The 13,052-nt window shown below is 64.2% G+C and carries 13 protein-coding genes; 7 read left to right on the top strand and 6 right to left on the bottom strand.

What is annotated here, in order from left to right; all coding sequences use genetic code 11:
• Positions 1 to 10: 10 nt before the first annotated feature.
• The 3 genes from ABIB45_RS17595 to ABIB45_RS17585 all read left to right on the top strand — a co-directional run bounded on the left by ABIB45_RS17595 (position 11) and on the right by ABIB45_RS17585 (position 2,824).
• Positions 11 to 1,198: a Gfo/Idh/MocA family protein gene (locus ABIB45_RS17595; RefSeq protein WP_354217137.1), complete on the top strand. Its 1,188-nt coding sequence runs from the start codon at positions 11 to 13 to the stop codon at positions 1,196 to 1,198.
• Position 1,199: 1 nt separating this feature from the next.
• Entirely contained in the window at positions 1,200 to 2,201 is a 1,002-nt protein-coding gene (locus tag ABIB45_RS17590) for a sugar phosphate isomerase/epimerase family protein (RefSeq protein WP_354217136.1), read from the top strand.
• 89 nt (positions 2,202 to 2,290) lie between these two features.
• The gene (locus ABIB45_RS17585) at positions 2,291 to 2,824 is read left to right on the top strand and encodes a GNAT family N-acetyltransferase (RefSeq protein ID WP_354217135.1); all 534 of its coding nucleotides are present in this window, start codon (positions 2,291 to 2,293) and stop codon (positions 2,822 to 2,824) included.
• Here the strand turns inward: ABIB45_RS17585 and ABIB45_RS17580 are convergent.
• Entirely contained in the window at positions 2,821 to 4,968 is a 2,148-nt protein-coding gene (locus tag ABIB45_RS17580) for an amylo-alpha-1,6-glucosidase (RefSeq protein ID WP_354217133.1), read from the bottom strand. The genes ABIB45_RS17585 and ABIB45_RS17580 overlap by 4 nt on opposite strands.
• A 14-nt stretch (positions 4,969 to 4,982) precedes the next feature.
• On the bottom strand, positions 4,983 to 6,101 hold the full coding sequence (locus tag ABIB45_RS17575; protein ID WP_354217131.1) for a glycosyltransferase family 4 protein: 1,119 nt from the start codon (positions 6,099 to 6,101) through the stop codon (positions 4,983 to 4,985).
• A gap of 185 nt (positions 6,102 to 6,286) precedes the next feature.
• On the opposite strand from ABIB45_RS17575, the gene ABIB45_RS17570 reads away from it, so the two are divergent.
• Together ABIB45_RS17570 and ABIB45_RS17565 are read left to right on the top strand one after the other, a co-directional pair.
• Positions 6,287 to 6,991, top strand: coding sequence for a DsbA family oxidoreductase (locus ABIB45_RS17570; RefSeq protein WP_354217130.1), 705 nt, complete (start codon positions 6,287 to 6,289; stop codon positions 6,989 to 6,991).
• Between the two features lie 111 nt (positions 6,992 to 7,102).
• Complete coding sequence (locus ABIB45_RS17565; protein ID WP_354217129.1) at positions 7,103 to 7,732, top strand: TetR/AcrR family transcriptional regulator; 630 nt, start codon at positions 7,103 to 7,105, stop codon at positions 7,730 to 7,732.
• Here ABIB45_RS17565 and ABIB45_RS17560 read toward each other — a convergent pair.
• Together ABIB45_RS17560 and ABIB45_RS17555 are read right to left on the bottom strand one after the other, a co-directional pair.
• Positions 7,729 to 8,397, bottom strand: coding sequence for a LytR C-terminal domain-containing protein (locus tag ABIB45_RS17560; RefSeq protein WP_354217128.1), 669 nt, complete (start codon positions 8,395 to 8,397; stop codon positions 7,729 to 7,731). The genes ABIB45_RS17565 and ABIB45_RS17560 overlap by 4 nt on opposite strands.
• Complete coding sequence (locus tag ABIB45_RS17555) at positions 8,390 to 8,689, bottom strand: type II toxin-antitoxin system VapB family antitoxin (protein WP_354217171.1); 300 nt, start codon at positions 8,687 to 8,689, stop codon at positions 8,390 to 8,392. The genes ABIB45_RS17560 and ABIB45_RS17555 overlap by 8 nt, the downstream gene beginning before the upstream one ends.
• Positions 8,690 to 8,803: 114 nt before the next feature.
• Here ABIB45_RS17555 and ABIB45_RS17550 point away from each other — a divergent pair, with 114 nt between their 5' ends.
• The gene (locus ABIB45_RS17550; RefSeq protein WP_354217126.1) at positions 8,804 to 9,733 is read left to right on the top strand and encodes a Cof-type HAD-IIB family hydrolase; all 930 of its coding nucleotides are present in this window, start codon (positions 8,804 to 8,806) and stop codon (positions 9,731 to 9,733) included.
• A 281-nt stretch (positions 9,734 to 10,014) separates the two neighbouring features.
• Complete coding sequence (locus tag ABIB45_RS17545; RefSeq protein ID WP_502909196.1) at positions 10,015 to 11,430, top strand: stealth family protein; 1,416 nt, start codon at positions 10,015 to 10,017, stop codon at positions 11,428 to 11,430.
• Here ABIB45_RS17545 and ABIB45_RS17540 read toward each other — a convergent pair.
• Both ABIB45_RS17540 and ABIB45_RS17535 read right to left on the bottom strand, forming a co-directional pair.
• A complete protein-coding gene (locus ABIB45_RS17540) occupies positions 11,400 to 12,323 on the bottom strand; it encodes a phosphodiesterase (protein WP_354217124.1) in 924 nt (307 codons plus the stop codon). The genes ABIB45_RS17545 and ABIB45_RS17540 overlap by 31 nt on opposite strands.
• A 122-nt stretch (positions 12,324 to 12,445) precedes the next feature.
• Entirely contained in the window at positions 12,446 to 12,973 is a 528-nt protein-coding gene (locus ABIB45_RS17535) for a glutathione peroxidase (RefSeq protein ID WP_354217123.1), read from the bottom strand.
• Positions 12,974 to 13,052: the final 79 nt, after the last annotated feature.

The following is a 13,052-nucleotide window of genomic DNA, read 5'->3' as shown; positions in this document are numbered from 1 at the left end:
GAACCAGTTCATGACCACCCCCGCACACCCGTCCGATCGCCCGCTCGGCGTCGCGATGATCGGTTACGCATTCATGGGCAAGGCCCACTCGAACGCTTGGCGGAACGTCGCCAGCTACTTCGACGTCCCGGCCTTCGAGCAGAAAGTACTCGTGGGACGTGACGCCGAAGCGGTGGCCAAGGCAGCCGCCACCTACGGCTGGACCGAAACGGCCACCGACTGGCGGGAAGTGATCAGCCGGGACGACATCGACATCGTGGACATCTGCGCCCCGGGCTGGATGCACGCCGAGATCGCCGTCGCGGCGCTCAAGGCCGGGAAGCACGTGCTCGTGGAGAAGCCGCTCGCGAACACCCTTGCCGAGGCTGAAGCCATGGCAACAGCGGCCAAAGCCGCCCGGGCCAAGGGCATCCAGTCGATGATCGGGTTCAACTATCGGCGCGTCCCTGCCCTCGCCCTGGCCAGGGAACTGGTTTCCGAAGGCCGGGTGGGAACCATCCGGCACGTCCGCGCCGCCTACCTCCAGGACTGGCTCAGCGACGATCAGGCCCCCATGACCTGGCGGCTCCGCAAGGAAACCGCCGGGTCCGGCGCCCTTGGGGACATCGCCTCCCACGCGATCGACCAGGTGCTGTTCCTGCTCGCGGACAAGGTCACCGAGGTCACCGGCCGTCTGCACACCTTCGTGGACCGCCGCCCCGGGGTGGACGGACTGGAGGAGGTGACGGTCGACGACGCCGCCTGGGCCACGCTGTCCCTTGCTTCCGGCGCCATCGCCTCTGTGGAAGTCTCCCGGGTGGCCACCGGCAGGAAAAACTCGCTGACGCTGGAAATCTACGGCGACAAGGGCACCATCCTGTTCGATCTGGAGAACCTCAACGAACTTGGCTTCCTGGATGCCGCAGCACCTGTCCGAGAGCAAGGCTTCCGCCGCATCCTGGTCAATGAGCCCGAGCACCCGTACCTTAAGGCGTGGTGGCCACAGGGCCACGTCATCGGCTGGGAACACACTTTCACCCACCAGGTCCGCGACTTCCTCACAGCCATAGCCACGGGCCGCGCACCGTCACCATCGTTCGAGGAAGGACTCAACGTCCAGTACATCCTGAATGCCGTGGAGGAATCCGCCGCCGCGAAAAGCGCGCTCATCCAACTGCCGGCCAACTCCGCGCCCGCATCTGATCCGCAAGGAGCCTGACATGCCCCGCCCGTACACCCTCTTCACCGGCCAGTGGGCCGATCTCCCGTTCGAGGAAGTCGCCAGGCTCGCCTCCGGCTGGGGCTACGACGGTCTGGAAATCGCCGTCTCCGGGGACCATTTGGACGTCTGGCGCTGGGACGAACCCGGCTACGTCGAGTCAAAGCTCGCCGTCCTGGAGAAGTACAACCTCAAAGTCTGGGCCATCTCGAACCACCTCAAGGGTCAGGCCGTTTGCGACGACCCCATCGACTTCCGCCACCAAGCGATCGTTGGGTCAAAGGTTTGGGGCGACGGCGATCCGGAAGGCGTGCGGCAGCGCGCCGCGGAGGAAATGAAACACACCGCGCGGCTCGCCAAGGCACTCGGCGTGGACACCGTCGTTGGCTTTACCGGCTCCTCAATCTGGCAGTACGTGGCCATGTTCCCGCCGGTCCCGGAAAAAGTGATCGAGGCCGGCTACCAGGACTTCGCGGACCGCTGGAACCCCATTTTGGACGTCTTCGACGAATGCGGTGTCCGCTTCGCCCACGAAGTCCACCCTTCCGAAATCGCCTACGACTACTGGACCACCGTCCGCACCCTCGAAGCGATCGGGCACCGCGAAGCGTTCGGCCTGAACTGGGACCCGTCCCACTTCATGTGGCAGGGCATCGACCCGGTCTCGTTCATCTGGGACTTCAAGGACCGGATTTACCACGTTGACTGCAAGGACACCAAGCTCCGCCCCACCGGCCGCAACACCGTCATGGGCTCGCACCTTCCGTGGGGCGACCCGCGCCGCGGCTGGGATTTCGTCTCCGCCGGCCGCGGCGATGTCCCCTGGGAATCGTCCTTCCGGGCCCTCACCGCGATCGGCTACACCGGCCCCATCTCCGTTGAATGGGAAGACGCCGGCATGGACCGCCTCCACGGCGCCCCCGAAGCTCTTGCTGCGTTGAAAAAGTTCGACTTCCCGCCCTCGACTACCTCGTTCGACGCAGCCTTCACCACCCAGACCTAGGAGTTTTTGTCCAGATAATGCGGGCAAAAGTGCCATTTCGGGGCATTATCTGGACAAAAACTCGGATAAAGCGCACGTAGAATCCCTGCATGAGTTCCACCATAAGAAAGGCAACCACGGACGACGCCGGCCCGCTCGCCGAATTGGCAGCAGTCACCTTTCCGCTGGCGTGCCCGCCGTCGTCGTCACCGGAGGACATCGCTGCCCACCTGGCCAACACGCTCAGTGAGGAGCACTTCCGCGCATATCTCGCCGACCCCGGCATCACCATTTTGGTGATCGACGCCGACGGCGGCCTCCGCGGCTACAGCCTCCTGGTCAACCGTCCCGCGCAGGATCCGGACGTCGCGGCGGCGCTGACCATCAGGCCGGCCATCGAGCTCAGCAAATGCTATGTCCACCCGGAGCATCACGGGCTGGGCGCCGCCGCGGAACTGATGCACGCCAGCATCCAGGCAGCCACGGCATCCGGCGCGGCCGGAATCTGGCTGGGCGTCAACAGCCAGAATGCCCGGGCCATCCGGTTCTACGAAAAGTCCGGCTTCCGCAAGGTGGGCAGCAAGTCCTTCCGGCTGGGAAGCACCGTGGAACACGACTTTGTGATGGAACGCGCTGTCCCTTAGTCCGTGGCGTTTCCACCCAGACCTTCGTCCAGGGGCGGACGAGGTTCGTGGACCAGCTTGAGACCCTGGGGAAGGCCTTCAATGTGGCCTTCCGTTCCCCGGGCGGTGATGGAGATTCTGGAGTGTCCCAGCCGCACGTTGTCAGCCCTGAAGTCGCCCTTGTCCTCGGCCAGGAACGGGGCCAGATGGACAACGCCACGGGTAAAGTCCGGATCAAAGCGCAGCAGGATCCTGGCGAGCTGGATGGGAGCGGCGGCTGCCCACGCCTGCGGGGAACACGCCGTCGGGTATGGCACGGGCCCCGAATACTCACTGCGGTCAAAGCCACAGAACAATTCCGGCAGTTGACCGTCGAAATGGGTGGCAGCGTCGAAGAGGCCCCGCGCCAACCGCTTGGCCTCCGCCACGTAGCCATAGCGCATCAGCCCGGTAGCCACGATGGCGGAGTCGTGTGGCCACACCGAGCCATTGTGGTAGCTGACGGGGTTGTACGCCGCCATATCCGATGCCAGCGTGCGGACTCCCCAGCCAGTGAACATTTTGGGTGACATCAGGTGTTCAACCACAGCCGACGCCTTCTGCCGGTCCACAATGCCCGCCCACAGGCAATGGCCCATGTTCGACGTGCAAGAGTCCACAGGATTCTTGTCCTTGTCCAGTGCCACCGCATAGTAGCCCTTGCCAGGCATCCAGAACTTCTCGTTGAACGACACCTTGAGGGCGGCGGCCCGCCGCGCCCAGTGCTCCTCTGTCCCGGCGTCGCCCTGCGAGCGCGCCAGCAGCGAGCGCCCCACGTAGGCGGAATAGACGTAGGCTTGCACCTCGCACAGCGCAATGGGAGGTTCAGCAATGCGCCCGTCGGCAAAATTGATTCCGTCCCAGGAGTCCTTCCACCCCTGATTGATGAGCCCGTGGGTGTTGGGCCGCAGATACTCCACGAAGCCGTCACCGTCCCGGTCGCCGTACTGTTCAATCCATTCCAGCGCCCGGTCTGCATGTGGAAGCAGCGAATCGATAACGTCATCAGACAGTCCCCAGCGGCTCAGCTCACCCAGAACGCTCACAAACAGCGGTGTTGCGTCGGCCGTGCCGTAATACGCGCTCCCCCCGAGCGATAGTCCCGCGGTGACCCCCAGACGGACTTCATGCGGGATGCGGCCGGGCTCTTCCTCGGAATCGATGTCGACCCTTGTTCCCTGGATGGCTGCCAGGGTCTGGAGGGTTCCCACTGCCAGCGTCGAGTCCACCAGCAGTGACATATAGGAGGACAGGAGGGAATCACGGCCGAACAGCGCCATGAACCACGGCACGCCGGCGGCAACGGCCGCGCGGTCAGGATGCTCGGCGTCGAAAATCCGCAAAGACCCCAGGTCGGACTGGCTGCGCTGCAAGGTAGCTTCGATGTTGCTGTCGCCGACAGAGATGCGCGGAACGTTTTCCTCCCACGCCCGGTGCCGCTGAACGCCGGTCCGGTGCTGTGGCAAGCCCGCTTCCGTGAACGGGTCCGCGGGACCTTCTCCGTTAATCAGGGGCACCACAATGACGCTGGTGGACCACTTGCCTCTGGCCGGGATATGCGCGTGGAACCGCAGCGCGTCAACGGCGACTTCGGCCCCCGAAGCGCGGACTGCCGAGCCGCGCCGCTGTCCGTTCCGGACGGTCTCGACCACCAACTCTGCGCCTTTGACGCTCCGCGTCAGGCTGTCCTCGCTGATCGGGCGGCCGCCCTTGACGTCGAACAGGTCGGCTTGGTCTGCGTCCACCAGGAGTTCAATCTCGCAGTCGACGGCCTCCGAGGAATAGTTTTCGAGGGTGATGTCGTCCTGCAGGCCCGGTCCGATGTGGCGTTGCTGACGGACAACGAGGGGGCTGTCGAACCGGCCGTCCGGCCACTTGGCCCGGCCCACGAAGGCCGCCTCGAACGCATCCGGCCGCTGAGCCACCAGAGGCTCGCGGAGGGCGCCGTTGATGCGCAGTATCCACCGGGACACAACCCGGGTATCGCGGTAGAACGCCCCGTTGGTTCCGCCCTCGGGGCTGATGTCGCCGCTGTGGGAGGAGATGCAGAAGGAGGACCCCTCCACCAAAGTCACTGCGCCGGCCCCGCCAACATCGGCTTCCGTATCGGCATTCCAAGCAGTCATGGAGTGCTCCTTCCTCAGTGCCGCCGGATGGACATTGGGCCGGATTCCGGCGTCCGGCTCACTGCTCCCCGTATTCGATTCTGGTCCTCGTAGGTATCATCCGGTAGCCCTGCCCGCTGACTCTCTTCCACGAGTTTTGAGAAGAGGTCCAGATGGTTGGCCACCATCCTCTCCGTGCTGAAAAGCTTTAGCGCACGATCCCTGCAGTGCGACCGGTCGAGCGATGCAGCGAGGGGAAGGAAGCCGTGCAGTTCTTCGGTCGGCGCCAGGAATCCGGTCCGGCCGTGGTCCACAATTTCCGGCGCGGATCCGATTGGCGTCCCCACCACCGGAGTTCCTGTTGCCAGTGACTCGATCATGACGAGGCCGAAAGGCTCTGACCACTGGATTGGGTTGAGGAACGCCATCGCGTCACCCATCAGCCGGAACTTGTCGGCGTCCCCCAACTCGCCCAGGAACTCCTCGTCGGATCCGAGCAGCGGCTCCACAACGGAGCGGAAGTACTCGATCTCTTGGGGCTCGCGCATCTTGGCTGCAATCCGGAGCGGAATGCCTGCTTGGCGCGCGATCAGGATCGCTTCAACCACGCCCTTGTCCGGGCACATCCTGCCGACAAAACACGCATAACCGCCTTTCCCCGAACCGATCGGCACGGCAGCGACATCCATTCCGTGATGGATAACCCTGGTGATAGGGACGTCCGGCACCCGGGAGGCCTGGTCACGTGAGATTCCGATGATGGCCGTGTCACCGGCCATGGCGCGGTACAAATCGGCCGACGCCGGCGTAAGTGGGCCGTGGATGGTGGTCACCACTGGGGCGGCGGAACCCCGCCGGGCCATCAGCGGGCCGGCCAGCGTGTGGTCGTGGATGATGTCCACGTGGGCCAGGCCGGCATAGGCCCTGATGACATGGCTGAGCTCTGAGAGGGAAATCCCCAGTTCAGCCGGCTCTGATGGCCTCATGCCTGGCACCATCTGTGCAGGACAGGTGCTGTCGGATGCCGCGGCCAGCAGCACTTCGTGGCCCGCGGCGATGAACCCCCGGACAAGGGAATCCACAACCCTCTCTATGCCCCCATATCCGGCCGGGGGAATCGGAATCCATGGTGCTGCAATAAGTCCTATCCGCACGCTTTCCTCCTTGAGGATCACATGCCACGCCCCCAGACCTGGCCAGTGAGTGTGATTCGAAGGGCCGCTGCTTAACCCGTTGTTCCGACTATCGCCCCGCGAGGGGCACCTTTTCAAGCCCCCGGTGTGACAAATCCGACACTCCTGCGCGGAATGGCTTCGGCTTGGCACAGGTTGTGCCAAGCATGAAGATTGAGATCTGGTCAGACGTCGCGTGTCCCTGGTGCTACATCGGTAAACGCCGGTTCGAAGCCGCCCTGGCGGAGTTCCCCCACCGCGATTCGGTGGACGTGACATGGCGCAGTTACCAGTTGGATCCCAGCCTTCCGGAGCACTACGACGGCACCGAACTTGAGTACCTGAGCAGGATCAAGGGCATGGCCCAGGAGCAGGTCTCGCAGATGTTCAAGCACGTCACTACGCAAGCCAAGGGTGAGGGGCTCAACTACCTCTTCGACCAGGTGGTGGTGGCCAACAGTTTCACTGCCCACCGCCTGATCCACCTCGCCGCCCAGCACGGGCAGCAGGACGCTGCGAAGGAGCGCCTGCTGAGCGACCACTTCGAGCACGGCAAGGACATCGGCAGCCAGGATTACCTCACAGCCCTGGGTCACGATCTGGGCATCAACGCCGACGAAGTGGCCGAGCTGTTCACCACAGACAAGTTCGCCGACGACGTCCGCTTCGACTTCGAGGAAGCCCGCGCTCTGGGCATCAACGGCGTCCCGTTCTTCGTGATCGACCGCAAGTTCGGCCTTTCCGGCGCCCAGCCAGCGGAAACGTTCACCGCAGCCCTCAACCAAGCCTGGCAGGAAACCACTCCGCTGGTGCTCGTCAACGCCGCCGACGGCGACGGCGAAGCCTGCGGCCCGGACGGCTGCGCGGTATAGCCCCCCGCCGTGAGTTTTCGTCCAGATAGTGCACGCCAGAGGCGTCTTTGGCGCGATTATCTGGACAAAAACTCGACCGGGTTTGCTGACACATCGCGGTAAGGTGTCTGCATGCCCAGGATTTCGGCGGCCACCAATGCCGCGCAACGCGCCGAGACCCAGCGCCGTGTCCTGACAGCGTTCGGAGAGCTCCTCTTCACCCACGGCCTGCCCGGGCTGACCATGACGGACGTCGCGCGGCATGCCGGGGTGGGACGTACGGCGGTCTACAACTACTACGCCGACATCGAAGAGCTGCTGATCTCCTACGCCCTGGACGAGACCGAACGGTTCCTCGCCGAACTGCGGGAGTCCCTCAACAGCCTTGAGAACCCTGTGGACCGGCTGGCCTTGTACGTGCGCACCCAGGTGGAGGACCTCAGCCGCCGCCATTTGCCGCCCGGACCCGCCATGGCCGCGGTGCTGTCGCCGTCGTCCTTTGCCAAACTGGCAGACCACGTGGATGAGCTGAGCGTCCTGCTGCAGGGCATTCTCCGCGACGGCATGGCGCTGGGCTACCTGCCGCAGGCGGACATTGGCCAGCAGGCTCAACTGATCCACGGCACGCTGTCCTCCAGCGCAGCCCGCGGCACTAATGAGCCCGCGGCACTTGAAGCCCGCGTCGCCCGGACCGTGCGGTTCATCCAACTGGGCGCCGGCGCAAGGTTCGACGACGGCGGCGCACCCCTGCGCGTCAGCTAAGGCGTGGGGGCGGTGGGAATGACAGGCCACTTGGCGTCATCGGCGATCCGGCGGCTTTCCCGCGGGCAGCTGAGCGTCCCGGGGGTCTGGTCCACCCGGTCCGCCGCGGCCAGCTCTTTGTAGTCGCCGGCAAGGATGACGTCCACACTGGCGTCCGTCCGGCCATCCTGGAAGTAGTCCGAGTCCGGCACGTTCCGCTGGACAGTGAAGGCAGCCGACTGCCCGGCGGCACCCGAAATCACTGCAGCCACGCCCCGATAGCCAGCCTCAGTGTTGGCCACAGCACCCAGTACAAACTTCCGGCCCAGCAGTTCGTCAGCCACCGAGCGCGCCAGCCCTGGCCGGCTCGTGGAGTTGTAGACGTTGAGGTTGACCTGTTCGTTCGGGGTGTAATCAAAAGTGGCCACGGGACAGACGGTCCGGGGCTCGTCGCTGCCCGCCGTCGTCGGGAACTTCAGATGCCCGTTGATGATGGCGAGCGCCGTGATGATGGCGCCGGCGATGAGCCCCAGCAGCAGGACCAGCACCACGCCGTGTACCACCCGGCGGCGGAGGCGCACGGGATCGTCGTGATCGCCGGCGGCTTCAAAGGTGGCCCGCAACTCGGGACCGGTGACAACGCGGTGGCCGTGCAGGACGCGGTGGTCCCTGGCTTTTTCAACCATCTATGACCAGCACGCGGGCGTGGATGGCGGTCCGCTGATGCAGCGCAGTACGGACGGCCCGGTGCAGCCCGTCCTCAAGGTACATGGTCCCCTGGTACTGCACCACGTGGGGGAAAAGGTCACCGAAGAACGTGGAGTCCTCGGCCAGGAGCGCCTCGAGGTCGAGGGTACGTTTGGTGGTCACGAGCTCGTCCAGGCGGACGGGGCGCGGCGGCAGCGACGCCCACTGTTTGGGCGTGTTGTAACCATGGTCGGGATAAGGGCGTCCCTCGCCCACAGCTTTGAAGATCACCATGCCACACTAGGCACCTTGGCGGCCCAAAAGAAGTACCCAGCCCGCAGCAATCCAAGGTTGTAGCCAAACGGTGACCATCTGTCACAGGCCGCCGGCTGTCACAATGGAGCCATGACCGCACCCGAATTCCCTGCCATCTCCACGCCCGGCGGCCGCCTGCTGTCCACCCCGCCCTTGGCGCTCCTGCTCGACGTGGACGGTCCCGTGGCAAGCCCGGCCACCCGCAAGGTGCGGCCCGGCATCATTGCCGATATGGTGGCGCTGGCCAGCGCCGGGATTCCGGTCATCTTCAATACCGGCCGCTCGGACGCGTTCATCCGGGAGCAGGTCATGGAGCCCATGATCGCCGCCGGCATGCCCGCCGGGACCGTCATCCACGCCATCTGCGAAAAGGGCGCGGTCTGGTTCAGCTACACGGCCGCCGGGGCCGGCACCATTCACGTTGACCGCGAACTGGCGGTGCCCAAGGCCTACGGCGATGACGTCCGCAGGCTGGTGGCGGAGGACTATTCCGCCCACATGTTTTTTGACGAAACCAAACGCGCCATGGTGTCCGTGGAGCAGCACATCAACGTGCACTCCGCCGATTACCTCGCCGAACAGAAGCTCTTCGACTCGGATGCGATGGACCTCATGGCCCGCCACGGCCTGGGTGTGGTCCGCCTGGACCACCATGCACCGGATTCCGACGACGCGGTGGACTACCGCGTTGACCCCACCATCATTTCCACCGACATTGAGTCGGTGCGGCTGGGCAAAGACCTCGGCGCAAGCCGCGCCGTGGAGTTGCTGGCCGCGGAGGGCATCACGCCCCAGTCGTGGCGCACCGTGGGCGACTCCCGCACGGACTATGCCATGGCGGACTGGCTGCACCACAACGATCATCCCGTGAAGCACGTTGACGTCCGCCCGGCGGACGGCGTTCCGGTCAAAGCCTACGACGTGCTGACCGCTGCGGACCTGGGGCTCGAGGCTGACGTGATCCACGACGACGCCGGCGGAGCTTTCCTGCGCAGCTGGCGGGAGGCCGTGGCCAGCTGAGCCGCTGCCAGGCTTCAGTCCGCCCGCAACGGCTGCCGTTTTTTTGCTCGCGCTATTATTCAGATAAGAACGCTTACCATTTAGCCGCGACGGAGACAACCATTACAGAAGCACCGGTCCAGGACGAGATCTACTACGGCGGCCAGGCGTCCGTAGAACCGCGCACCCATGCGGAGGTGACATCTCCGGCCGCCGAGGCGCGGCTCAAGCACCGGTTGGACGTGGTCCGGCACAAGGGCAGGTATGCCCTGATTAACCACAACCGGACCCCGTTCCAGGCCATGGTGGAGGACATGTTGTTCCTGCGCGGTGTGCTGGCGGAAGCCGGCCTGGACTATCTCCTGGTCCGCGGCAACAACGACCGCCCTGTCATTGCCCTGGACTGGAAGAACCGGAAGAAGCTGCGCTCTGCACTCGTGGCGGCCTGCCGCAACGAGCCTGTCTATTCCATGACGGTTGACGCGAAAAAGAAGTCCTCCGTGCTGGTGGCCGACGGGGAACTCTCCCCCAACCGGCAGGCCCGCATCTTCCGGCTCTACCGGCCGCGGGTTGAGCCCGACGGCGGCTTCGAGTTCGGATCCTCTGCTGGCGTCCAGATTGAGCTCTGGAGCTTTGAAGGCGATCAGCTGATCCTCCCGATTGAAAACTCGCTGACCCGCCGCACCATGCAGGCCCAGGACGCGGTACGCGGGACAGTTGAACGTTACGGGCACACCTGGCCCACCATCGAGAACATGTTCGCGGACCACGCCAGCGACATCAGCTTCGACATTGACCTGGTGTTCTCATGGGTTGACGGCAGTTCGCCCGACTACATCGCGGCCCGCCGGGCCCAGCAGCAAGGTGTGGTGCTCGGCGAAGGCGATGACCACGAGGCCCGTTTCCGTCAGATCAACGAACTTAAGTACGCCCTGCGCTCGGTCTACATGTTTGCACCTTGGATCCGCCGCATCTTCATCGCCACGGACTCCCCTGCCCCGGAGTGGCTCGCCGAGCACCCCACGGTGACCATTGTCCGCAGTGAGGAGTTCTTCTCCGACCCCTCAGTGCTGCCAACGCACAACTCGCAGGCTGTGGAATGCCAGCTCCACAACATCGAGGGACTTTCCGAGCACTTCCTCTATTCGAATGACGACATGTTCTTCGGCCGGCCCGTCGGGCCGGACATGTTCTTCACACCAGGTGGCATCACCAAGTTCATCGAGGCCGAGACCCGGATCGGGCTGGGCGATAACGACGCCGAGCGCAGCGGCTTCGAGAACGCTGCACGGGTTAACCGGAAGCTGCTCTGGAACCGTTTCGGCCGGATCACCACCAGGCATCTTGAGCACACCGCGGCCCCGCTGCGCCGCAGCGTGGTGTCCACGATGGAAAGTGAGTTCCCGGACGAATTCCGCAAGACAGCGGCCAGCAGGTTCCGCGCCGCGGACAACATCTCTGTTACCAATTCCTTCTACCACTACTACGCCCTGCTCACCGGCCGGGCAGTCACCCAGACCGCGGCCAGGGTGCGCTACGTGGACACCACGGCGCGGGCCGGGCTGAACTCCCTGCCCAAACTGCTGGCCAAGCGAAACGTGGACTTTTTCTGTCTTAACGACGGCAGCTTTCCGGAAGTCCACGCGGATGAGCGTGCCCAGCTGGTGACTGACTTCCTGGAGAAGTATTACCCCATCAAGGCGCCCTGGGAACTCTGACGCTCCCTTGCCCTGTCCGGGATGCTGATCCCGGCGGCGGCCAGTCGCTGGGCTGTCATGTCCGCTGTAACGTGCTCGCCCACCGTGGGCGAGCTGCCCAGCAGGACCACGGAGTGGACGATGGTGTGCTCGTAGACATGGACCAGGTTAAACGCCTGGCCGCCGTCGCGGCCGCGGGTGCCACCCACAGCCACGTTGAGATCCTGCGTGTAGCACGTTGCCGAAGCCACGGACACCGGGATGCCCGCGAACGTGGCAGTCGTGGAGTAATGCAGGTGCCCGGCGAGGATGGTCCGGACGTCCGAGTTCCGGACCACTGCGGCCAGGCTCGCCTGGTCGCGCAACTCCACCAAGACGGCGAGGTCCAGGACTGAGGGGACCGGTGGATGGTGCAGGGCCAGGACAGTGCCATCCGGTGCGGGTGTCTCCAGCTCGCGGGCCAGCCACTCCAGCTGCGAAGCGCTCAGCTCGCCATGGTGGTATCCCGGCACCGAGGTGTCCATGGTGATGACCCGCAGTCCGTTGATGAAGTAGCTGTGGTCAACCGGTCCATCGCTGGCCGGTTCGTCCAGCAGGCCGGACCGGAAGTTGGCCCGGTTGTCGTGGTTTCCCATCGCCCAGATGACTTTGGCGCCCAGATCTTCGCATGCAGGATCGACGATGGCCCGCAGCTTTGCGTAGGCCTCAGGGTGACCCTGGTCAGCAAGGTCGCCGGTGAAGATCACGGCCTCGGGCCGCGCACCGGAAGCCCGGACTTCTTCAAAAAGCTGGATAAGTTTGGATTCGCTGTCAACAGCTCCGTAGAGGGGATCCGGACCACCCATCAGGTGGGGGTCGCTCAGGTGGAGAAGGAAGTGGCGTGGCCGGGGATGTTCGGCCTCGATGTGCTTCATTGCTGCCTCTGTGGTTGGGGGGAAACGGCGTTTCCCTTCTACCCTTCAGTAACCTTTATCAAACCAGATATTGGGCAAATTTTGCGTAAATTACCGCGGGCAAGTTGGAAAAAACCAGAAATTTACGCTGCTGAATGGCGTGATGCGCCTTCCGGTCCATCAAATTCGGCCAACGCTTGTTCGATCGCGTCCAGAACCTCGTCGGAGTCCGGCGAGACGGTCGGAGCGAAGCGTGCCACCACCTCGCCGTGGCGGTTTATAAGGAACTTCTCGAAGTTCCATTTCACCAGGCCGGGCAGTACGCCAGTCTTGAATTTGGTCAGCTCGGCATACAGCGGATGCTGGTCCTTGCCCCGCACGTTGGCCTTGGCCGTGAGGGGAAAGGACACACCGAAGTTCCGCTCGCAGAACTCGGCAATCTCGCTGTCGCTCCCTGGTTCCTGGCCGGCGAACTGGTTGCACGGCACGCCAAGGATGTCGAAGCCCCGGTCCCGGAATTTCTCGTACACCGTTTCGAGTCCGGCATACTGCGGCGTGAGTCCGCATTGCGACGCCACATTCACCACCATCACCACGGTTCCTTTGAAACGGCCGAAGTCGGTCTCGGTGCCGTCATTGAGTGTGAGCGGGATGGGGTACAGAGAGGTCACGAGCGCAGTCCTTGAAAGGTTGGTCATGCAGGAGATTCGTTGCCAACCATCAAGAGTACGGGTGCATGCTGGGGATTCT

Source organism: Arthrobacter sp. UYCo732 (genome assembly GCF_040547265.1).
GTDB lineage: Bacteria > Actinomycetota > Actinomycetes > Actinomycetales > Micrococcaceae > Arthrobacter.
The sequence above is the reverse complement of the archived record's forward strand: the minus strand, read 5'-3'. Positions and strand labels throughout refer to the sequence as shown.